General features: G+C 72.8%; 21 protein-coding genes and 1 pseudogene. 10 read left to right on the top strand and 12 right to left on the bottom strand.

Going from position 1 to position 21,449, the window contains the following annotated elements; genetic code table 11:
- Positions 1-339: UbiA family prenyltransferase (locus B1L11_RS18505; RefSeq protein ID WP_372974694.1), on the bottom strand; the 339-nt coding region annotated here is incomplete at its 3' end.
- A gap of 21 nt (positions 340-360) precedes the next feature.
- Entirely contained in the window at positions 361-1,290 is a 930-nt protein-coding gene (locus B1L11_RS18500; RefSeq protein WP_079315642.1) for a DUF3068 domain-containing protein, read from the bottom strand.
- Between the two features lie 215 nt (positions 1,291-1,505).
- Between B1L11_RS18500 and B1L11_RS51160 the strand changes: the two genes are divergently transcribed.
- Genes B1L11_RS51160 through B1L11_RS54930 form a run of 3 tightly spaced genes read left to right on the top strand, consistent with a single transcriptional unit; the run spans position 1,506 to position 2,733 of the window.
- Positions 1,506-2,111 carry an acyltransferase gene (locus B1L11_RS51160; protein ID WP_256862669.1) on the top strand — a complete coding sequence of 202 codons (606 nt, stop codon included), beginning with the start codon at positions 1,506-1,508 and terminating at the stop codon, positions 2,109-2,111.
- Positions 2,066-2,299 carry a hypothetical protein gene (locus tag B1L11_RS51155; RefSeq protein ID WP_256862668.1) on the top strand — a complete coding sequence of 78 codons (234 nt, stop codon included), beginning with the start codon at positions 2,066-2,068 and terminating at the stop codon, positions 2,297-2,299. The genes B1L11_RS51160 and B1L11_RS51155 overlap by 46 nt, the downstream gene beginning before the upstream one ends.
- The gene (locus tag B1L11_RS54930) at positions 2,230-2,733 is read left to right on the top strand and encodes an acyltransferase family protein (protein WP_372974693.1); all 504 of its coding nucleotides are present in this window, start codon (positions 2,230-2,232) and stop codon (positions 2,731-2,733) included. The genes B1L11_RS51155 and B1L11_RS54930 overlap by 70 nt, the downstream gene beginning before the upstream one ends.
- A gap of 507 nt (positions 2,734-3,240) precedes the next feature.
- Here the strand turns inward: B1L11_RS54930 and B1L11_RS18490 are convergent.
- A complete protein-coding gene (locus tag B1L11_RS18490; RefSeq protein WP_143737359.1) occupies positions 3,241-4,614 on the bottom strand; it encodes a hypothetical protein in 1,374 nt (457 codons plus the stop codon).
- A gap of 37 nt (positions 4,615-4,651) precedes the next feature.
- On the opposite strand from B1L11_RS18490, the gene B1L11_RS18485 reads away from it, so the two are divergent.
- Complete coding sequence (locus tag B1L11_RS18485; protein WP_079315640.1) at positions 4,652-5,422, top strand: class I SAM-dependent methyltransferase; 771 nt, start codon at positions 4,652-4,654, stop codon at positions 5,420-5,422.
- On the opposite strand, the gene B1L11_RS18480 is transcribed toward B1L11_RS18485, so the two are convergent.
- From B1L11_RS18480 to B1L11_RS18465, 5 genes are all read right to left on the bottom strand, one after another.
- Positions 5,329-6,357 carry a DUF3068 domain-containing protein gene (locus tag B1L11_RS18480; RefSeq protein WP_079315639.1) on the bottom strand — a complete coding sequence of 343 codons (1,029 nt, stop codon included), beginning with the start codon at positions 6,355-6,357 and terminating at the stop codon, positions 5,329-5,331. The two genes, B1L11_RS18485 and B1L11_RS18480, sit on opposite strands and share 94 nt — an antisense overlap.
- Positions 6,354-10,508, bottom strand: coding sequence for an alpha-(1->3)-arabinofuranosyltransferase family protein (locus tag B1L11_RS18475; RefSeq protein ID WP_079315638.1), 4,155 nt, complete (start codon positions 10,506-10,508; stop codon positions 6,354-6,356). Before B1L11_RS18475 ends, B1L11_RS18480 begins: the two co-directional genes overlap by 4 nt.
- A gap of 8 nt (positions 10,509-10,516) precedes the next feature.
- A complete protein-coding gene (locus B1L11_RS18470) occupies positions 10,517-11,794 on the bottom strand; it encodes a glycosyltransferase family 4 protein (RefSeq protein WP_239108315.1) in 1,278 nt (425 codons plus the stop codon).
- A gap of 224 nt (positions 11,795-12,018) precedes the next feature.
- Positions 12,019-12,150, bottom strand: a complete 132-nt coding sequence (locus tag B1L11_RS51145) for a hypothetical protein (RefSeq protein ID WP_256862666.1) — start codon at positions 12,148-12,150, stop codon at positions 12,019-12,021.
- A gap of 139 nt (positions 12,151-12,289) precedes the next feature.
- Positions 12,290-13,300, bottom strand: coding sequence for a hypothetical protein (locus B1L11_RS18465; protein WP_079315636.1), 1,011 nt, complete (start codon positions 13,298-13,300; stop codon positions 12,290-12,292).
- Here B1L11_RS18465 and B1L11_RS46920 point away from each other — a divergent pair.
- Together B1L11_RS46920 and B1L11_RS18460 are read left to right on the top strand one after the other, a co-directional pair.
- On the top strand, positions 13,291-13,530 hold the full coding sequence (locus tag B1L11_RS46920; protein ID WP_179155207.1) for a hypothetical protein: 240 nt from the start codon (positions 13,291-13,293) through the stop codon (positions 13,528-13,530). The two genes, B1L11_RS18465 and B1L11_RS46920, sit on opposite strands and share 10 nt — an antisense overlap.
- Positions 13,531-14,385: 855 nt before the next feature.
- The gene (locus B1L11_RS18460) at positions 14,386-14,694 is read left to right on the top strand and encodes a hypothetical protein (RefSeq protein WP_079315635.1); all 309 of its coding nucleotides are present in this window, start codon (positions 14,386-14,388) and stop codon (positions 14,692-14,694) included.
- A gap of 50 nt (positions 14,695-14,744) precedes the next feature.
- Here B1L11_RS18460 and B1L11_RS18455 read toward each other — a convergent pair whose 3' ends face one another.
- Positions 14,745-16,952, bottom strand: a complete 2,208-nt coding sequence (locus B1L11_RS18455; RefSeq protein WP_079315634.1) for an acyl-CoA dehydrogenase — start codon at positions 16,950-16,952, stop codon at positions 14,745-14,747.
- A 181-nt stretch (positions 16,953-17,133) separates the two neighbouring features.
- Between B1L11_RS18455 and B1L11_RS51140 the strand changes: the two are divergent.
- The 3 genes and pseudogenes from B1L11_RS51140 to B1L11_RS18445 all read left to right on the top strand — a co-directional run.
- A pseudogene (locus tag B1L11_RS51140) lies at positions 17,134-17,813 on the top strand (S1C family serine protease); the annotation flags it as partial.
- Between the two features lie 174 nt (positions 17,814-17,987).
- Positions 17,988-18,215, top strand: coding sequence for a PDZ domain-containing protein (locus tag B1L11_RS54925; protein ID WP_372974695.1), 228 nt, complete (start codon positions 17,988-17,990; stop codon positions 18,213-18,215).
- Between the two features lie 78 nt (positions 18,216-18,293).
- Positions 18,294-19,334, top strand: coding sequence for an adenosine deaminase (locus B1L11_RS18445; RefSeq protein ID WP_218671183.1), 1,041 nt, complete (start codon positions 18,294-18,296; stop codon positions 19,332-19,334).
- Positions 19,335-19,349: 15 nt separating this feature from the next.
- Here the strand turns inward: B1L11_RS18445 and B1L11_RS18440 are convergent, their stop codons facing one another.
- From B1L11_RS18440 to B1L11_RS18430, 3 genes are all read right to left on the bottom strand, one after another.
- Entirely contained in the window at positions 19,350-19,754 is a 405-nt protein-coding gene (locus B1L11_RS18440) for a type II toxin-antitoxin system VapC family toxin (protein WP_256862663.1), read from the bottom strand.
- Between the two features lie 14 nt (positions 19,755-19,768).
- Positions 19,769-20,056 carry a prevent-host-death protein gene (locus tag B1L11_RS18435; RefSeq protein WP_143737358.1) on the bottom strand — a complete coding sequence of 96 codons (288 nt, stop codon included), beginning with the start codon at positions 20,054-20,056 and terminating at the stop codon, positions 19,769-19,771.
- 72 nt (positions 20,057-20,128) lie between these two features.
- The gene (locus B1L11_RS18430; protein ID WP_256862662.1) at positions 20,129-20,683 is read right to left on the bottom strand and encodes a UTRA domain-containing protein; all 555 of its coding nucleotides are present in this window, start codon (positions 20,681-20,683) and stop codon (positions 20,129-20,131) included.
- Positions 20,684-20,818: 135 nt separating this feature from the next.
- Between B1L11_RS18430 and B1L11_RS18425 the strand changes: the two genes are divergently transcribed.
- Positions 20,819-21,415, top strand: a complete 597-nt coding sequence (locus B1L11_RS18425) for a TetR/AcrR family transcriptional regulator (protein ID WP_079315631.1) — start codon at positions 20,819-20,821, stop codon at positions 21,413-21,415.
- The last annotated feature ends 34 nt before the right edge of the window (positions 21,416-21,449 follow it).

The following is a 21,449-nucleotide window of genomic DNA, read 5'->3' as shown; positions in this document are numbered from 1 at the left end:
CGCGAGCCGTACGGACACGATCCCGGCCGCGATCGGGCGCAGCCGCTTGCGGGGGTGGCGCCGGTCGGCGGCCACGTCGGCCGCGTCGTTGAACAGGTAGGACCCGCCGGCGGCCAGGCAGAAGGCGGCGAACGCGACCAGCGAGCCGCGCAGTCCCGCCCCGGTGGTCAGCACGCCGGCGGCGGCCGGAGCGGCGAAGACGAGCGCGTTCTTGAGCCACTGCCGGGGCCGGCAGGCCCGCAGCAGCCCCGCCGCGCGCGAGCGCCGGGAGGGCGTGCCCGCCGGAGGCGCCGCCACCGGCGGGCCCATCGGCGGGTTCAGCGCGCTGTCCCGCTTCACGGGTCGGCCGGCTTTCCCGGGTCAGTCCACGCGGCCCGGCCGCAGCAGCAGCCACGCCCCGACGACGGCGAGCGCGAGCCCGAGGATGAGCGCCACCAGCGGGAGCGTCGTCTTGATCAGCGTGATCTGGGCCATGTTGTCGCGGGCCGTCTGGACCAGCTCGCCGACGGTCTGCGGCGTGAACGAGGCGGTGGCGATGAGGGCGGGCATCCGCTCGACGCCGTCGGCCGTCTTCAGCACCTCGTGGCGCTGCTGCTCCTGCTTGACCGGGACACCGGTGGTCGGCTCGACCCAGAAGGTGTTCACGCCGTCGTAGACGCGGTCGACCTGGATGTCGCCCTTGCCCTTCATGTGAAGCACGGAGGCGGGCGCGCTGAGCTTCTCGATGGGCGTCGGCGGGATCTTCTGCACGAACCGGTAGACCGGCAGGCCGTTGACCGTGTCCTCGCCGTCGAACGTCGCGTCGTACGCCTTGCGGGTGTCGGTGTTGAACACCTGGTAGGTCTTCTTCTCGACGCCGAACGGGAACAGGAAGACCTGGCCCTGCAACTGCACCGGCTGCGCTCCCGACCCGCTGTTCACGCTCGTGCCGCAGCAGGTGACGCCCTGGCCGTTGAATTTGTTGAACGCGCTGCGGAACTGCGTCATGGAGATCTGCGGATTGTTGTTGGTCACGTCGTTGGCGTTGGTGAACTGGTCCCACACGACGTGGTCGTCCTTGGCCTCCTTGACGTCCCCCCTGGTCGTGACCGTGATGTCGAGGGTGCCGGTGAGGACCTTCAGATCCCGTTTGCTGAAGTACTGCGCGTTCTCGGCGGTCAGCCGCGTGATGCTGTACTGGTTCGCCGGCGCCTGCACGAGTTTGTCCGCGACCTGGAACCTCAGCAGCGGCGCGAGAACGACAAGGAACGCCCCGAGTCCTACGAGGACCACTCCCAATCCGCGGCGCATCGCTCCTCCTGGGGCAGGCCAGTTACTGCCTATTTGTCCTGAAACACGTTCCTATTTCGCTGTATGTTAGACGGGGCAGTGACCAACGTCACGAGGGATGCGGAAAAGTGACCGAAACAGGTTCTAGCTCGACGGCGACTCGTGACATGTTACCGGCCGGTTCGCAACCCGTTCGTGACACACCCGTGCTTTCCGGTCACGTGCCCTCCGGACATGTGGACGCCCTCGACGGCGTGCGGGCGCTGGCGGCCGTCGCCGTCCTCGTCTTCCACGTCGCGATCGAGTCGGCGGCGGCGCTGCGGGACAACTTCTTCAGCAGCCTGCTCGCCCGGGGGGACGTCGCGGTCCCCATCTTCTTCGCGCTGTCCGGCCTGCTTCTCTACCGGCCCTACGCGCGCGCCGCGCTGCTCGGCGAGCGTCCCCCGGACACCCGCGTCTACCTGATCAAGCGCGCCCTGCGCATCCTCCCGGCGTACTGGCTGGTCGTGGTCGTGGCCATGGTGCTGTGGGCCGGGCCGCACCTCGGCGACGTCACGACGTGGCTGCAACTGCTGCTGCTCGGCCAGACCTACGAGATCCACCCCTGGTGGTTCGGCCTCGGGCCGCGCGGGCTCGCCCAGATGTGGAGCCTGTGCGTCGAGGCCGCCTTCTACGTGCTGCTGCCGCTGGTCGCCGCCGCGCTGGCGGCGTACGCGCGGCGCGGGCGGCCCCCGGCCTCGACACCCGCGCCCGGCGGCTGCTGGCCGGCGTCGCCGTACTCGCCGCCTCGTCGTTCGTGTGGGCGCTGCTCACCTACTTCCCCGTCTACCGGCCCTACCTGAACACCTGGCTTCCCCGGGCCTGGGTGTTCTTCGCGGTCGGCATGGCGCTGGCCGTCGTCTCCGAGTGGGCGCGTGAGGAACGCGATCCCGAGGCCCGGCGCACCGGTTCGTCCGGGCCGTGGGCGCGTCGGCGGGCTCGTTCCTGCTCGTCGCCGCCCTCGCGTACGCCGTGGCGGCCTCGCCGCTGACCGGCACGCGCTTCAGCGGCGTGGACGGCGTCTGGGCCGACCTGTCGGAGCTGGCCCTGTACGCCACCGTGGCGGCCGGGCTGGTGACCCCGGCCGCGCTGCTGCCGGCCGAGGGCTCGCCGTACGGCCGCTTCCTGAGCAGCCGGGTGATGCGCTTCCTCGGCCGGGTGTCCTACGGCGTGTTCCTGTGGCAGTTCGTGGCCCTCTATCTCTGGTACGACTTCACCGAGCAGCAGGCGTGGAGCGGCAACTTCGCCGGCAACCTGGTCGTGGTCGGCGCGCTCACGCTGCTGCTCGCCACGCTCACCCATCGCTTCGTCGAGGAGCCGGCGAGGCGCCTCGCCCGCCTGGTGACCTCTTCGCGGAAGGGGACGCGGAAGACGACGGAGACGGCGACGGGGACGGAGACGGCGGCGGTGTCGCCGCGGCCGTAGGGGCGGGCCGGCCGGGCACGGGGTCGCCGTAGGCGAAGCCCTTCAGGCAGACCGCGGCCGGGTCGTCCAGCCGGATCAGCAGCCCCTTGCCGATGGCCGTGACGGGGAACTGCACCAGCGCGCCGCCGGATCCGGTGGCGTGGAACCGCAGTTGCCCCCGCTGCCCGCTCATCTCGTAGCTGCCGGTGCCGGCGCGCTTGGCGGTGTAGGCCAGCCCGGCGACCGGCCCCGGCCCGCCGAAGGACACGACGTCGGGAAAGAAGATCGCGTCGCCGAGGAGCGGGAAGCACGAGCGTTCACCCGGCGGCACCACCCCGATCGACGCCTTCACCTCGGCCGGCGCGAGCCTGCCCTTGCCGTCGAAGACGAGCGCGTGCTCCGACGGCTCGGGCACGCGCATCCGGGCGCGCAGCGCGGGGCGCGCGAGCGGGGCCAGCAGGTGGTGGCTGAGCCTGCGGTTGCCGTTCCACGGCAGCACGATGTCCTCGGGGAGCGGGCTGGAGTAGATCACGGCCGTGTCCGGCGCTTGGCGAGCGAGGCCCGTACGGCGGCCAGGTAGGCCCGCACCCGGTCTCCCGACAGCGTGTCGCGGTAGTTCTGGATCGACACGATCGACATCGCGAGGTAGGCGCCCGCGAGCAGCCCCGCCGCCGTCGGCAGCCCGCTCCCTGCGGGAACCGGCCGCCGGTAGGGCTCGGTCTCGTCCCGGAGGGGCAGCAGCGCGAGCCCCAGGCAGACCGCGAGCACGATCGCGGCGTCCGCGACGTAGCGGGTCTCCGAGCCGACGACCTGGGTGAGCCCGGTGCTCCGCGCGATCGCCGTGGGCACGCCGTCCGCGGCCACCAGGTAGCCCGCCAGGATCAGCCAGGCGCGCGCGGCCCGCCGCCGCCACAGCACGGTGCCGACGACCAGGGCGGCCAGCACGGCCCATCCGGCGGCCACCAGCAGCGGGCTGGGGTCGGCAAGACCGCCGTTGGGCAGCACCGGGCCCCACGACAGCGGCCCGCCGACCACCCCGGCCGGGAAGACCTGGCCGAGCAGGCGGCCCAGCAGGTCCGCCGCGTTGCCCGGCGCGGGGACGGCCGCGCCCTCACCCGGCGCGGTGCCGCGGCGGGCCAGGTACAGCGCCGCGTATCCGCCCATCAGCAGCACGTACGAGCCCCACAGGCGCCAGTGGGAGCGCAGCTCGCGCAGCATGAGCGCGATCCACGGGCCCGCCCACGGCCGCAGGTGCGACGTGGTGAGCGCGAACAGCAGGAACGGGACGAAGACCCCCTTCGTGCTGAACGCCATGCCGGCCAGGACCCAGTAGAAGGCCCACCGGGCGTGCCGCGCCCCGCCCTCCCCGGCCCACCTCACCTGGGCCGCCAGGGCCATGACCATCGTGAACTGGAGCGGCACCGCGTTGATCGCGGCCGACCACCAGCCGAAGGCCGGCACCGTCAGCGGCGAGAACAGGGCGAAGGTGAGCGGCAGCAGGATCCCGGGCCGCGTGCCGAACAGCCGCACGAGCAGCCGCAGCAGCATGACCGCCATGGCCGCCTGGACCGCGAACGTGACCGCCGAGACCAGCAGCCAGTCGTACGGCGACAGCCGCGACAGCACCCAGGTGAGCCCGAGGGCCCCCGGCATCAGGTGGCCCTTGTGGACGCGGAACAGGAAGTCGAACGTGAGGGAGTGCTCGTAGGCGTCACCCACGAACAGGAAGTCGTCCTCGACGAAGGAGGAGGACGTCAGGACGGGGATCCGTACCGCCAGCGACGCCACGACCAGCAGGACCGCCGCGATCATGACAGGGTTTGCAATGGCAGAGTTCGCCAGGCTCGCCCGCCATGCCGGCAGCGCGATGCCGGGCCGTCCGGTACGCACGATCTGAGTCATCGGGATTCTCCCAGCGCCGTGGGACAAAGGGGGTGTTATGCTCCGGCGCACCCGACAGGAGAGGGACGTCGTGCACGCCGAGCCGTTCCGCGCCGACCTGGCCCGTTCGATTCGCCTGTTCAGCGCCTTCCGCAAGGAGCAGACCGACCCCGACTTCTTCTACGGCCGGCTCGCCCGTGACACCGTCGCCCAGCTCGCGGCGTACGCCGACCTCGACGGCGCGCTCGTCGCGGACGTCGGCGGCGGGCCCGGCTACTTCACCGACGCGCTGCGCGCCGTGGGTGCGCGGCCGGTGTGCGTCGACTGCGACGCCGGGGAGATGAGCGCCCGCACCGGCGCCATCCCCGACGGCGCGGTGCTCGGCAGCGCCCTCGACCTGCCGCTGAAGACCGGCTCCGTCGACGTCTGCTTCTCCTCCAACGTGCTGGAGCACGTGCCCGATCCGTGGCGGATGGGCGACGAGATGGTGCGGGTGACGCGGCCGGGCGGCATCGTCTACCTGTCGTTCACCAACTGGCTGTCGCCCTGGGGCGGCCACGAGACCTCGCCGTGGCACTACCTGGGCGGGCACCACGCCGCGCGCCGCTACGCGCGCCGCCACGGCCGCTCCCCCAAGAACGTGTACGGCACGAGCCTGTACGCCGTCTCGGTGGCCCGGGCGCTCGCGTGGGCCAGGCGGCATCCCGGCGCCGACCTCGTCGACGCCCTGCCGCGCTACCACCCTCGCTGGGCGACCCCGGTGATCCATCTACCCGGCGTTCGCGAGATCGTGACCTGGAACCTGCTGCTGGTGCTGCGCCGCCGCTGACCTCCCCGGCCGGTCGCGACCCGGAAGACGACGGCGAGCACCACGGCGAGCACGGCGGCGAGCAGGCCGCACGCCAGCGGGATCCACTCGCGCGTCAGCAGGATCCACCGGCGGAACCTGGCCGCCTCGTCCGCGAAGGCGCGCACCTCGGCGCCGCTCGTCGTCAGGTCGGCGTCGAAGGCGACCTGACGCTCGACCTGGTCGGGCGTGCGCAGGGTGTCGCGCCGCCGCTCCTGGGTGCGCACGGTCAGCCCGCTCTCCGGTTCGACCCAGATCGTGCGGGTGATCTCGGTGTACCTCGCCACGGCGACCCGCTCCTCGTCCGGCATTCCGACCGTCGTGCCGGGCACCGGGCCGGGCAGGTCGGCCGTCTTCACCGGCCCGGCCGAGTAGGTGTAGCGGTAGGTCGGCACGCCCTCGACGGTCTCCTCGCGCTCGAACCGCATCGGCGCCTCCCGCCGCAGCACCGGGTCGAACATGGTGTACGAGCGCGGCTCGGCCCCTGCGGGCAGGCGGAAGGCCAGCCCGGTCTGCCGTACGCCGGGGTCGTCGTCGACGTACTCCCCGCAGCACTCGACGGCGAGGCCGGTCCGCCGGTCGAAGGCCGTGCGGCGCTCGTGGTAGTCGACGCGCTCGCCGTCCCGGGTGTCGAGCGAGGAGAACTCCACCCAGACGGCCGTACGGTCGTCACCCGCCTGCGGATCGCCGTAGACGGCCACCGTGTTCTGCACCGGCACGTTCCTGTGCAGGCGGAAGGTGGCGGTGTCGAGGTAGGTGGCCGAGGGCGAGACGAGCCGCTGGACGCGGGTCTGCTCCAGCGGCAGGACCGTGGTCCGCGGATAGACGTAGAAGTGGAACAGCGCCCCCACGGTGATCAGGAAGGCGATGCCCGCCAGGAGGAGCGTGCGCCGAAGCCGCACGAACGCGCCCGTCATCGGCCTACCCCCGCCTGATCGCGGACGGCACCGTCTCGTACGGCGGCCAGCAGCCGGGCGAGTACGACGAGGCAGAGCACGTCGGCGGCCAGGCCCTGCCCGGCGGCCTGGGCGAGCCCGGCGAGACCGAGCGCGACGAGCGCCACCCACGCGGAGGCGGCGTGACGGGCGAAGGCCCGCAGGCGGCTCGGACCGGCGTGCTGGGCGCCGGCGATCCCGCGCAGCCACAGGAACGCCGCCAGCGCGACGGCGACGACGACCGCGCCCGCCACGCCCCCGGCCCACAGTCCGGCGAGCGGCGCCGCGATCCACACCCAGGGCGCGCGGACGCGGCCCGGCCCCACGGCGCGCAGCCGCGACCGGCCGCGCACCAGCGCCAGGGCCACCACCACGAGGGCCAGGCCCAGCCCGGCGAGCAGCGCGATGCGGTAGGCCGGGTCGGGCTCGTAGCGCAGCACCACCTCGCCGCCGCCGGCCGGCAGTTCCCAGGCCTGCCGCCAGCCGTCGAGCCGTGCCGGGGTCAGCCGCGCACCGTCGAGGTAGGCCTGCCAGCCGGCGTTGTAGTTCTCGTTGACCACCAGGTAGGAGGGCGCGGCGGCGGTGACCCGGAGACGGCGCTCCTGCGGCCCCCACGACGTCACCGTGGCGGGGGTCGCCGACACCGCCGCGCGGCCGGTTCCGGCTCCGTCGTCCAGCACCACCGAGCGCACGCGGAAGGCGTCGCTCGGCGCCACGCCGACCCGGCTGCGCCCCTCGGTCAGGTGCACGGGCGCGCACCCGGAGTAGGTCAGCGGACGGCCGTTGAGCACGTCGTCGAGGGTGCCGCCGACCACCCGGGTCGGCACGTCGTCGCCGTCCACCCGCAGCGTCGGGCCGTAGCCGCAGGGCAGCCGCAGCGGGATGGCGCCGAGGCCGCCGAGGGGCTTCACCCCGGGGATGGCGATCTCGGCCACCTCGATCGCGCGGGAGGCGGGCGCGGTGAACTCGATGGTGAACTTCCGCGTCTTCAGCGCGGGGAACGTGAACACGCCGTCGCGGTCCACCCACCCCTGCACCGCTCGCTCTCCGGCGCGCAGCGTGAGCTTCACCGGCGGGATGCCCTGCGCCGAGTCGGGGAACAGCACCCGGATCCGGGAGAACGTCCGGGTCCTGCCCAGGTCGATCGACAGCGTCGGACGCCGGTCGAACGGCTGGGCGTACCACAGCGTCGAGGGGTCGCCGTCCATCGCCTGACGACCCAGCACGGCCCCGTGCTCCGTCGCCGTCGATGACGCGCTGACGTGCGGATACTGGTTCGGCAGCGTGGTGATCAGGTCCGCCGCCTTCGGATCGGTGAGCACGGCCTGCCCGCGCACCGTGCGCACGCCGTCGCGCGCCACCGGGATGAGCCGGTCGAACCCGTAGCCGTCCTCACCGAGGATCTGCAGCCGTGAGGAGCAGGTCCAGGTGACCGAGCCCCGCATGCACGCGTCGGCGTCCCCCTGCTTGGTGAGCAGCACGGCGCCCGGGTCGCCCGTGCCGGTGCCCGTGTCGGATGTGTCCGGGACCGAGATCGTGCGTACCGCCCGCACGCCGGGGATGCGCAGGTCGGTGATGCCGACCCGGCTGCCGAGCGCGGTCTTCGGCTCGTACGCGAGCCTGGTCACCCGGATCCGCAGCCACGAGCTCTTCCCCGGCACCGGGCGCAGCGGCTGGAGCGCGTCGGTCCGCGCCACCGCCACTCGGCTGACACCGCGCTCGGTCTCCAGCGCGACCTCGGCCACCGGCGGACCGATCGCCCCCTGCTCGAAGGCCGCCGAGATCTCGGTCAGGTCCACCTGGCCGGTGAAGCGGACTTCGAGCCACTCCCCGACCGCGCCGTTCCAGCCGTCCGACCGCCACCCCGTGCGCGGGTCCTCGTCGAGCGCGGCGTACGGCTGCCGCCCCGGGTCGCGCTGGCCCACGGCGGCCGTGACGGCGGAGTCGGCCGACGAGGCGGTGACGTCCTTCACGTCGAGGTAGCGGGCGGTCGAGGTGGCCGCCGACCAGGCCGGATCGGTGAGGTCGGTGGTGACAGGGTCCTGGTTGTCCGGCAGCGTGGCCGACGCGATGCGCCGTACGTCACCGAACACGATGTCCCGTTTGCGCAGGGTGTCGGTGAGGATCGTGTCGCGGGCGGGGATCGCCGCCGCGCCCGGCTCGTCGCCCACGAGCACCGGGCGGTCGCCGGTGAGCAGTCCCTCCTCCGCCATGTCGAGCACGGCCTCGGGAGCGCCCTCCACGTGCAGCGTGCCCGCGCGGGGCACGGTCGAGGCGAGCGGGGCCGTCCCTGGGATCTTGTAGACCTCCAGCGCCGGGTAGGGCTGGTCGAGCCAGCCCGAGGCGGTGCCGTTCGCGGTCAGGCCGACCAGCGGCCCGAACTCGGCGGTCCTGGACAGCCCGGAGTCCTGCAGGGTCTGGTGCACCCGGGCGGGCCAGGCGGTCCCGAGCGTCTCCCTGACCAGGTCGTTGCGGATGAGCAGGTAGGTCACCCCGGCGCGGCGCAGGGCCTCGGTCAGGCCGGGCGAGCCGTGCCCGGTGGCGAAGCGCTCGTCCACCGCCTGCACGAGCCGGGCCAGGCCGGGCGATCCCCACGGCACGTTGGCGTGGGTGGCCCAGCGCACGGTGAGCAGCGACTGCATGGGCTCGTCGAGCGGGCGGCCCCACAGGTACTCGCCGCGCGCCGAGCCGGGCATGGCGAGCACCATGCCGTCGCCCGCGTTGCGGTTCAGCCAGTCCGCCGCCTGCCGCCAGTAGGCGGGGAGGTCAGCGAAGGAGCCGCGGGCGGTCACCCCGGCCGTCCCGACCGGCACGAGCGTGAGCGCGAGCAGCCCGGCCGCCACCGCGGTGACCGGCCTGCGCAGGCGCACCGGTCCCGCGAGCGGAAGCGCGGCCAGGCCGAGCGCCAGCGGCAGCCGGATCAGCGCGTCGAACTTGTGCAGGTTGCGGAAGGGCGCGAGCGGCCCGTCGAGCAGGTCCCTCACCTGGCCGGTCCAGGGGTGGGCGAGGTCGCCCGCGTGGCCCGCGGTGACGATCAGCAGGCCCGCGATCACGCTCAGGACCAGGAACGTCCGCTCGGGGGTCCCCCTGCGGACGACGCCGGTCAGCCCGAGCCCGGCGACCAGCGCCGTCGCGGCGACCAGCCACGGCACGGTCGCCTGGTCGTAGGCCGCCGGCAGCCACGGCTGCCCGTCCACCGGCAGGAACGAGATCCAGCTCGACGTGCCGCGCAGGACGTTCACCAGTGAGGTGACGCTGGTGGTCGCCGAGGCCGTCTCGATGAACGGCAGGAACGAGAAGATGTAGCGCCCGAGCAGCAGCAGCGGGACGAGCCACCACATCGACACGAGGCCGACGAACAGCAGCCACCAGCCGAGCAGTGCCCACGTACGCCCGCCGCGGCGGCGGCTGAGCAGATAGAGGAGCGGCACGACGAGCACGGCCAGCTCCGCCGCCGCGTTGACGCCGCCCGCGAACAGGAACGCGGCGGCCGACAGCGCGGCGGCCCGGCGCGGGCTCGTCCCCTCCCGCGTGCCCTTCACCAGCGGCAGCAGCATCCACGGCAGCACGGCGCTCGGCTGGAACTCCGAGGAGTTGATCCCGATCAGGGCCAGCGCGTGCGGGGCGAGGGCGTAGGCGAGCGCGCCGAGGATCCGGGTGCCGGGCGAGCCGATGCCCATCGCCCGGGCCAGCCGCTCGGTCCCGAGGAACGCCGCGCACAGCACGAGCGACATCCAGAGCCGCTGGATGTCCCAGGCGGGCATGTCCATGGCCCGGAAGAGCGCGTAGAACGGCCCCATCGGGAAGAGATAGCCGTACGCCTGGTTCTGCAGGTGGCCGAAGTAGGCCGGATCCCACAGGTGCAGCGCGCGCGAGAGGAACCCCAGGGGGTTCACCGCCATGTCGAGCTTGGTCTCGGAGATCACCGCGCCGGGCGCGGTGTTGAAGGCGACGGCCGCGAGCAGCAGGCAGCCCGCCAGCAGCCGGAGCCGGTGCCGCAGCCCCCGCCCCGGCGGCGCGGGAGGGGCGGCGGGGGCCGTCTCCGGGGCCCCGGCGGTCTCCCCTGGCGTGCGGGTCGCCCCCTCCCGGGTGGGACCGGGCTCCCGCGGCTGGACCGAGACGTCAACGGACACGGGCGCGCTCAGGACTTCTCAGGGTCGTCGCCGGGGGTGTGCACGGGGAGCCGGCCGAGCTCGCCCGCCACCAGTCTGGTCATGGCCGCCCCCGTCTTCCCCCAGGTGAACTCGCCCGCCCAGCGACGGCACGCCCGGGCCATCCGCGCCCTCGTCAGGGGATCGTCCAGCTCCCGCAGCGCCTGGCCGACCACGTCGGCGAGCCGCTCGCCGTCGCGCACCAGCCACCCCGTCACGCCGTGCCGTACGGAGTCGCGCAGGCCGGCCACGTCGTAGGCGACGGTGGGCACGCCGAGCGCCGCCGCCTCGATCACGGTCAGCCCCCAGCCCTCGAACTCCGAGGCCGTGACGTTCAGCCTGGCGCCGCTCAGCACCGCGTTCTTCTCCGCCTCCGGCAGGAATCCGTGCAGGTGGACGCGCCCCGCCACGTCGGGCCTGCCCGCCCGCGCGGCCAGCCGGTCATGCTCGGGGCCCCGCCCGACGACGTGCACGTGCAGGCCGGGACGGCAGGGCGCCAGCTCCGCAGCGAGCTCGACCACCCGCTCGACGCGCTTGTGGCCGACCAGGCGACCGAGGTAGACGACGGCCGGCCTGCCCGGCACCGGCTCCCTCGCGACGGGCCTGGCGGTCGGGCTGCCGTTGGGCACCACCTCGATGGGGGCCAGCCAGCGGAGGCGCTCACGCAGTTCGTCGCGGGAGGACTCGGAGACCGTCACCGTGGTGCACCGGCGGTAGAGCAGCCGCGCCACCGGCCCCTCGATGAAGCAGCCGATTCGCGCCAGCCACCGGGGGAAGAAGGCGTAGAACTGCCGGTCGTGCACGTGGTGGACCACGCAGATCACCCGCGTACGGCGGCGCGCCACGACCGGCGAGAAGAACGGGATGCCGTTCATGCAGTCGATGATGACGTCGAACCGGCGGCGGCGCAGCAGCAGCCAGAGCGGGACGAGAAGGTAGACCAGATATTTGTTGCCCATCCTGCGCAGTTCGATCCCGTCGCGCGACTCGCCGCGGGTCTGGTACCGCTCCCGGCTGGTGACGAAGTGGACGCGCGCCCCCTGGCCGACGAGGTAGGCGGCGACCCGCCAGGCGTACTCCTCCGCGCCGCCCGCGACGGTCTGGCTCGGTTCGCGGAAGTTCAGCACGGCCACGCGCACGCCGTCGAGCAGGGGAACGGCGGTGGGAGCCGTACCTGTGCCGGTGGCCGCCAGATGCGGCCTGTCGGACGGCTCGGGAAGAGGGGCCGGGCGCCCCGAGGACTTCGCCTTCGCACCCTGTGCGACCACGACCACTCCTTCGGGTGACGCGTCTCGGCGGCGAGTTCGGGGGGCACCGCGGGACGCGGCCGCCGGCACGGGTGGTCCCGGTACGCGGCGGGGTGAGGCGGTGCGGGCGAATCGGGGCACGGACGCATGAGGGCATGGCGAAACCACGCCCCTGACGAACTGGGTCTTCGCGGGGAGTCCTTTTCGAGGGAGTCCTTATGGAACGGACGTCAGGTCTGGTGCGCTCACCTGTCGCCGTAGTTGTAGAGCGGCTTGTTCGGCGGTTCAGCGGTGGGCGCGGCCACGTTGACGACCGCCACGGAGGCGACGCCGGCGAGCACGGCCCCGACCGCGAGAGCAGCCAGCACCTTCAACACGGATGCTTCCTCCTCCACAGTTCGAACGCGCGGGTGCGCCGAGATTAGAACGTGATACAGCTCCTACACCATAGCCTTGGTCAAACCGTGATAAAAAGACTTACTGTCCAGTATGCCGCGAGTCGCCGGTCTTGACTGCTCACAGGCGCACCAGGAGTAGTTCGCGGCCCCTGTAGACGGGGGTCGCCCCCGGCAGCCGAGACAAGAACGTGTTCTCGTCGACTCCTCCGGCGAGCACGTACCGCACCCCCTCCCGGGTCAGCGGCCCGGTGAGCGGACTCGCCGCGGGCCCGGCCAGCAGCGCGCCGATCCGCCGCGCGCGCGGGCTTTCGGCGGCCACCCGGATCCGTCCCCCGCCGCCCGTGCCGACGACGAGCGCGTCGTTCCACACCACCGGCCGGGCGAACATCTTGGTGGCGGGATCGAGGACCACCCGGCCGCCGTTCCAGGAGAACGCCCGGTAGGCGCTCCAGGGCAGCGACAGCAGCGCGCCCGGTGCCGGGTCCCCGTTGACAACGGCCTGGACCCGGCGCCACTCCTCGGGATACTCGGCCGTCCCGAGCCTGCCGAACGCCCCCAGCGCGAACGTCGGCAGGACCAGCACCGGCACCGCCACCGCGGCCGCCGCGACCGGCGCCGGCATGGCGACGCGGAGGGCCGTCACCGCCACCGCGACCCCCACGGCCTGCGCCAGCGCGAACGGCGCGACGTACACCTGGCCGTCGCGGAGCGGGCCGAACCCCGCCCACCAGCCGATCAGGGCGCGCGGCACGCCCGGCGCGAAGGCCCCGGCGCACGCGATCAGGACACCGGCGCACGCCGCCGCGGCCAGGCCGGGCCACCACGCGGGCCGCCGTACGAACCCGAGCCGTACGAACCCGGCGACCGCGACGAGGGTGAGGGCGAGGCGGACGGCGGCGAGCGCGGGCATGTCCTGTCCGGGCACCACCGCGTGGGAGTTCCAGATGCCGCCGAGCGTGAGCAGGCTGCCGAGCGTCCCGAACGGTCCGTCCGCCCGGGGCGCGAAGGCGGCCACCCCCGCGGGATCGGCCGCGGCGTCCGCCCTCAGCACCGGGACGAGCGCCGGGACGAGCCACGGCAGGCTGAGCACGGCGACGACGCCCAGTGACGGCGCCACCGATGACAGCACCGCCCGTGCCCGTCCTCCCCCCGCCGCCTCCCCGGCCACGCAGCGCGGCCACCGGGAGCACGGTCAGGGCGCTGACGAGCATGGCCTGGAACCCGCCCGCGGCGGCGGGCAGGAGGGCCGCCGCGAGCCGCACGGTCCCGCCGCGGGCCGCGGCGCGTACGGCCCACGGCAGCCCGGCGTATCCGAACAGCAGCGCCCACTGCCCGATGAGCAGGCGCTGGGCCAGGTAGGCGTTCCAGGCGTAGAAGGCCGCCGCGGCCAGCCGGGGCACGATCCCGCCTCCCGGCAGGACGTCGCGCGCGAGAGCCCCGGCCCCGGACGCGGCCAGCACGAACAGCCCGAGCAGGATCAGCTTCTGCACGATCTCCGCCGGCACCACGGACGACAGCAGCGCCACGACCTGGTCGCTCGGCACGGCCCGGGGGAAGCCGTCATTGAGGCGCAGCGGCGGGTCCGGTACGAAGACCATGTCGTAGCGCAGCGCGAACCCCGGCCCGAGGGCCGGCCCGAGCGCCAGCACCCCGAGAGCCAGGCCGAGCAGGGCCGGCCCGGTCCGCGCGAGCACCGGCCCCGAGGCGGCGCCGTCACGCCCCGCGAGGCCAAGCCACGCAAATCGGAAGGGCCGCCACATGTCGTACAGGCTAACGGCGTGGCTTGCCGACGTTCGATCGCGTCGACGTCCGCTCGGCGGCCTGTGCCCGGCAAGGCCGAAAGTGGGCGGCAAGGCCACTGCAAGCGCTCGGCCGTACCACTGGGACACGGCCGCCGCGAATCCCCGGCGGCGCCCACGCCCCGCCCGCCCGGTCGTCACGGCACGCCCCAGTAGCACCGGAGGATCACATGCCCCGCTCGACCCGCCACCTGACCGGTCTCGCCGTCCTCGCCGTCGTCGCGGGCGGCCTGGCCGCGCTCAGCGTCCCTGCCCAGGCCGCGCCCACCGCCCCTACCGCGCCGCTCCCCACACCGCCTCGACTCCCAAAGCCACCCCGACCGCCGGGCCCGGCGAAGTCACCGCCTCCAGCTACATCGGCCTGGACTCCGACTGGGGGCCCTTCTACTCGGCGTACCGGAACGGCGCGCAGGCCATGGTCCGCGGCCGGGTGTGGGAGGACGAGGACAATGGCAGCTTCAACTTCGAGGCGCGGCTGTATGACCGGGACTCCTCGGCCAGGCTGTGCGCCTACCTGCGCGTGAAAGTCCGCACCGAGGACACCACGTGGAGCAGGACGCTGAAGAAGTGCGGTCCGGACGGCTACGCCCGCTTGTACTTCCACGACTGGGAGGAGGACGTTCCCCAGGACGTCGGGGTCCAGGTCTGCTACAGGGACACGGTCACCCGCACAATCACCTCCTGCGGCGGTTGGCGGCACGCCTACCGCCGGATCACGCCGTGACCGCCGGTCACGCGGGCGCATGGGCGCCCGCGTGAGCGGCGCCTTGTGAGCTACTTGCCCGGCTCCGGGTCACGGGGCAGGCCGAGCATGCGCTCAGCGATGATGTTGAGCTGCACCTCCGTGGTGCCGCCGTAGATCGTCATCGCGCGGGTGGCGAGCACGGCGCGGTTCCAGTAGCCGGCGTCGCCGAGCTTCCAGTCGGCGGCGGTGACGGCGGCCGTGCCGAGCAGCGAGACCGCCACCTCGGAGACGTGCTGCGCGTGCGCGGTGGACAGCAGCTTGCGCACCGACGCATCGGCACCCGGCTCGCTGCCGGCGAGCTGCTTGAGGGTCACCCGCAGCGACAGCGCGTTGATCGAGTGCGCCTCGCAGACGACGCGGGCGAGGTCCTGCCGCTCGGCGGCGGTGAGCTCGCGGCCCAGCCGGCCGGCCAGGCCGAGCAGGTCGGGCACCGAGGCGCCCGTGCCGCCCGAGCCGGACGACAGCGAGACCCGCTCGTTCGACAGCGTGTTCCTGGCGACCCGCCAGCCCTCGTTGACCTCGCCGACGACCATCTCGTCCGGCACGAAGACGTCGTCGAGGAACACCTCGTTGAACAGGTTCTCCCCGGTCATCTCGGTCAGCGGCCGTACGGTGACCCCCGGCGCCTTCATGTTCACGAGGAAGTAGGTGATGCCGTCGTGCTTCGGCTTGGAGGTGTCGGACCTGGCGATGCAGATCGCCCACTCGGCGACGTGCGCCACCGACGTCCAGATCTTCTGGCCGTTGAGCTTCCAGCCGCCCTCGACCTTCTCCGCCTTCATCTGCAGCGACGCGAGGTCGGATCCCGCCCCCGGCTCCGAGAAGAGCTGGCACCAGATCAGCTCGCCGCTCAGCGTCGGCGGCAGGAACCGCTCCTGCTGCTCCGGCGTGCCGTACGTGACCAGTGACGGCACCACCCACGCACCGATGATCATCTGCGGCGGCTTGATCCTGGCCGCCCTGACCTCCTGGTGGATGAGCACCTGCTCCAGGGGGGAGGCCGCGCGACCCCAGGGCTTGGGCAGGTGCGGCATGACGAAACCGGCCTTGGCCAGGGCCCGCTTCTGCTCGACGCTCTCCAGGGCGGCGATCTCGGCGAGCTCCGCCCGGATGGACTCGCGCAGCGGCTCCGACTCCTCCGGCAGGTCGATCTCCATCTCCCTGGCGACGCCCTGGAGCGCGAGCGCGGACACCCGGTCGGACCACTCGGAGGAGGAGCCGAGCAGGGCGCGGATGGTCAGCGCCCGGCGGTAGTACAGGTGCGCGTCGTGCTCGAAGGTGTAGCCGATGCCGCCGAACGTCTGGATCGCGTCCTTGGCGCACTGCACGGCCGCGTCGGGTGCCATCACGGCGGCGATCGCGGCGGCGTAGTCACGCTCGGCGCCCTCCGCCCGGGTGGCGTCCCAGACCGTGGCCCGGGCCTGCTCCAGCGCCACCAGCATCCGCGAGATCTTGTGCTTGATGCCCTGGAACTGGCCGATCGGACGGCCGAACTGCACCCGGACCTTCGCGTAGTCGGCGGCGGCGGACACGCACCAGGCGGCCACCCCGGCCGCGTCCGCGCCGAGGACGATCGCGGCGACGTTGCGCACCTCGGCGCCGGTCAGGCCGGTGAGCACCCGCTCGGCGGGCACCCGTACGCCGTCGAGCTCGACCTTGGCCACGCCCCGAGTGAGGTCGAGCGACTTGACCGCGGTGACCGTCGCCTGGGCGGCGTCGATGGCCACCCACTCCTCGCCGCCGTCCGTGGACACCGGCAGGACCAGCACGTCGGCGACCGCCGCGCCGAGGACGTACCCGGCCGCGCCGCTGATCGTCAGCGCGTCGCCGTCACGGACGCCGGTGATCTCGGCCTCGAGCGCCACCGCGCCGGTCAGCGACCCGTCCGCGAGCCCGGGCAGCAGGTCGGCCTGGGCCTTGCCCTCGGAGGCGAGGATCGCGGCGCCGGCGAGCACGGTCGGCACCATCGGCCCGGGCGCCACCCGCTCCGACAGCGCCTCGATCGCCACGGCCGCCTCCAGGAGGCCGTAGCCGGAGCCGCCGAACTCCTCCGGGATGTGCAGCCCGAGCAGCCCCTGGCCGGCGAGAGCGGGCCAGAAGGCCGGGCGCTCCTCCGTTCCCGGATCGGCGAGGACGCCCACCGTGCTTCGCACGAGGTCGGCGGGCACGGCCCGCTCGGCCCATCCGGTCACCGACTCGCGAAGCGCCTCGTGCTCCTCGCTCAGCCCGATCGCCATAAGATCCTCCAGCACTAGGTCCTTGTAGAACCATATTCTAGAGGAATATTCGCTGACTAGGCCGTGGCCCAGAGCGCCGGGGATGCTCTCGGGTATCGGCTGTCCCGGGCACCCGTCATGACCTGCGCTTGTCCCGGCGTGCCGCCTTGCGGCGACTGTTCGCGCAGGTAGACAGGGGACTATGCAGCTCTCACGGAAGGTCCTCCGTACGGTCGCCGCCCCGGCCGTGGCCGCGCTGGTCGCGGGGGGATGCGCGCCGGGAACCGCCCCGGGCGAGACCGCCTCTCCGACGGCGTCTCCGAAGACGGGGACGGCCACGCCCGTGCCGACCCGCCCGATCGAGCTCGAGACGACGTACGAGCAGGTCATCAAGAGGGTCCTTCCGTCGATCGTGCAGATCACCACCGGGCAGGCGCTGGGCTCGGGCATCGTCTACGACACCGACGGCCACATCCTGACGAACGCCCACGTCGTCGGCGCCGCCACGGAGTTCCAGGTCACGCTGGCGACCGGCGGCAAGCCGAGGAAGGCCAGGCTGGTGAGCTCCTATCCCCCCGGCGACCTGGCGATCATCCAGGTCGAGAACAAGAGCGGGCTGACGCCCGCGACCTTCGGCCGCTCAGCGAACCTCAAGGTCGGCAGATCGTGCTCGCGATGGGCAACCCGCTCGGCTTCTCCGGCAGCGTCACCCAGGGCATCGTGTCGGCCCTGGGCCGCACCGTGACGGGCGAACGGCACGCCGGCGGCGGGGCCGCGACCATCGCCAACGCCATCCAGACCTCCGCGCCCATCAACCCCGGCAACAGCGGCGGGGCGCTGGTGGACCTGTCCGGCCAGGTCATCGGCATCCCGACGCTGGCCGCCGTCGATCCCAACCTGGGCGCCGCGCCCGGCCTCGGCTTCGCGATCCCGAGCGACACCGCGACCGACATCGCCCGCCAGATCATCCGGTACGGCCGGGTCGTCAACAGCCATCGGGCGGCCCTCGGCGTACGGGTCGGCACGGCGGTCGACGCGGACGGCAACCCGATCGGCGTGGCCGTCGGCTCGGTGTCCCCCGGCGGCGGCGCGGACAAGGCCGGCATCCGCCCCGGCGACGTGATCGTGAAGGTCAACGGCTCGTCCACGCCCACCGCCAGCGCCCTGTCGCAGATCCTGGTGACGCTCAAACCGGGTGACAAGGCCCGGGTCGAGCTGATGCAGCCGGACGGCACCAGGCGCACGGTCACCGTCGTGCTCAGCGAGCTCCCGGCCGGAGGATGAGCCCGTTCCTGACAAAGTGGTGTGAGAAACGGCGGAATCGCTTGGAGGGGACTCCTACCTGGTTGTTACGTTCTGTCCGTGATCTCCCCGGAACTCACCCGGTTCATCGCCGGGCTGCCCAAGGCGGAACTGCACGTACACCACATCGGTGCGGCGTCACCGCACATCGTCGCCGAGCTCGCCGCGCGTTACGAGGGGACGACGGCCGTGCCCGCCGACCCCGCACAGGTCGAGGCGTTCTACGACTTTCGCGACTTCTCCCATTTCCTCCAGGTCTACCCCCAGATCGTGGACCTGGTGAGGACGCCCGAGGACCTGTGGACGCTGATCCACGGCGTGGGCGGCGACATGGCCGCCCAGCAGGTGCGGTACGCCGAACTCACCGTAACGCCGCAGCCCCACCTGGCCCGGGGCTTCGCCCCGCAGGAGTTCTGCGAGGTGATCGAGGACGCCCGCCGCAGGGTGGAGGCGGACTTCGGCACCATCCTGCGCTGGTGCTTCGACATCCCCGGCATCCCGGGCCCACCCGCCGAGCAGACGCTGTCCATCGCGCTCGACCACCGGCCGGACGGCCTGGTCAGCCTGGGCCTCGGCGGCGCGGAGGCCGGGGTGTCCCGGTCGCAGTTCGCCCCGTACTTCGCCGCGGCCCGCGCCGCCGGGCTCCACTCGGTGCCGCACGCCGGCGAGGTCACCGACGCCGAGTACGTCTGGCAGGCCGTACGCGATCTCGGCGCCGAGCGCGTCGCGCACGGCATCCGCGGCGTGGAGGACCCGGCGCTGCTGGAGCACCTGGCCGAGCACGGGATCACGCTGGAGGTCTGCCCCACCTCCAACGTCTGCACCAGGGCCGTGCCCAGCCTGGCCGAGCACCCGCTGCCCGCGCTCGTCGCGGCCGGGGTGCCGATCACGGTGAACACCGACGATCCACCCATGTTCGGCACCGACCTGAACCGGGAGTACGCCGTGGCGGCCGAACTGCTCTCCCTCGACGAGAAGGGCGTCGCCGACCTGGCCCGCGCCGCGGTGGAGGCGTCCTTCCTCGGCGCCGAGGGCAAGTCGGCCCTACTCGCGGAGATCGACGCCTACGCCGGTCAGAACTCGTCGGCGCCGCTCACCTGAGCGCTTCGGGGTGAGTCAGGCCGTCGCATCCGGAGGCCGCGAAACGGCCACGACTTCCACCATGCCGTCGAGACCGGCGAAGTCCTTCGGATTAGCGGTGTAGAGAGGAAGCCCGTTGCTAGCGGCGATCGCGGCGATCATCAAGTCAGCCACCCTGCCGCGTGGCTGCCGACCGGAGCTACGAACGGCAGCGCAGATCTGGCCATATATCCGGGCGGCCTCGGCGTCGTAGGGCAGCGCGTCAAAAGTGGCCTCGACATGCTGCAGGACGGCTATCCTCCGGGCGCGCTTGATCGGGTCAGCGGTGGCATGCGGCGCGTCCGACAACTCGCCGAGCGTCACAGCAGTGATCAGGGATGCTTCCGGAAGATCGGTGGCATCGAACAGGGACAGGACGGCCACGATGTTGGTGTCGAGCACACCTTCCGCATGTCTCACAGGCCGGTCCCCTCCAGCGGATCGGCGGGCAACTCCTGATCGATCACGGCGTCCAGGTCGGCGCGGAGTTCGGCGGCATCGAGAACAGGCGCAGTAGCGAAGACGGCCAGCACCTCTGCGGTCGGAACGGCCCGGCGACGCTTGATTGGGATGACCTCGGCAAGCGGTTCGCCGTTGATCGTCAACACATACTGCTGTCCCTGCCTCAGGCCCCGGGTAATGCTGCCGGAGTCGCTGACGAACTGCCGCACACTGACATCGACAGGTCTGGGTCTGGCGCTCATCGTTCCATCCTAACCACCCGTACTACGCCGTACCACAGTACCTTGGCCAGCAGAGATCGATGCCTACGCCGGTCAGAACTCGTCGGCGCCGCTCACCTGAACGATGTCGAAGACGTGCCGGGAGGCGGCGCAGACCGTCTCCAGCACGTGGATCGGCAGGTCCTCGGCCGAGTAGGAGGCCCGCACGATCTGGACCACCCACTCGCCGGGGTCTACTTCGAGTGTGGCCGCCTCGTCGCCCCCGGGCGGCCGGGCGACCAGGTGCTCCTCCGCCCGCCCGAACCGGTGGCCCAGTTCCTCGATGCGCGCCTGCAGGGTCGGCGCGAGGAAGCCCGGCTCGCACAGCGGCGTGTCCGCGAAGAGGTCGAGCCGCAGGAAGCTCGTGGCGACCCGCACCGGCACGTCGCCGGCGAGCAGCAACTTGCGCCGGGCCAGCACCGGCGTGCCGGGCTCGACCCGCAGCCCGGCGGCCACGTGCTCGGACGCGGGCTCCGGGCCGACGTACAGCATCCTGCGCCCGGCCCGCACCCCCTGCCGCTCGGCCTCCGTCAGGAACAACGAGGCCGATCCCCGTACGGCCGGCTCCGACGGCAACGATCGCCGCACCACCACTCTCGGCTGCCCCACGGCAGACTCCCTCCCATGTACCGCCCCGACTCTAGGTACTCGTCCTACCTGAGAGCCACTCCGGGGTGGGCTCCACGGGATGACGCGGGCAGGAGTATTGAAACGGTCAATCCAAAACTTTGCTAGGCTGCCCGCATGGCCCGGCCGAGGACGTTCGACGAGGAGCGGGCCCTGGACGCGGCGATGCGCACGTTCTGGGAGAAGGGCTACGAGGCCGCTTCCACACAGGACCTGTGCGACGCCACCGGACTGGGGCGCAGCAGCATCTACAACACGTTCAAGAGCAAGCAGGATCTGTTCGAACGCGCACTGGACCGCTACCTCGACAGCATGACCACCGCCCATCTGGCCATCCTGGAGGACCCGACGAGGAGCGGCGCCGATCGCATCCGCGCCCTGCTCGCCCTGGTCGTCGAGGACGAGACCGCGAACCGGACCGGTGGTCGCGGCCCGGGCTGCCTGGGCGTGAACACCACGGTGGAAGCGGCCGCCCACGAGACCCGGGCGGCCGAGATGCTGGAGCGTGACACGACCCGGCGGCTGTCGGCCCTCCGCACAACCATCGAGGAGGGCCGCCGCGACGGAAGCATCGCCTCGGCGCGCCGACCGGAGGCACTGGCCCGATTCGTCAACGCGGCCATCGCCGGCATGCGCGTCTCCAGCCAGGGAGGCGCGGACCGCGCGGCCCTGGAGTCCATCGCCGAGATCACCCTGGACGCCCTGACCCGCTGAACCGCCGGCCCCGGCACCATCCGCACCCGGGCGG

This window comes from Microbispora sp. GKU 823, assembly GCF_002027145.1.
Classification (GTDB): domain Bacteria; phylum Actinomycetota; class Actinomycetes; order Streptosporangiales; family Streptosporangiaceae; genus Microbispora; species Microbispora siamensis.
Note: the sequence above shows the minus strand (reverse complement) of the source record. Positions and strands in the feature narration are given on the sequence as shown.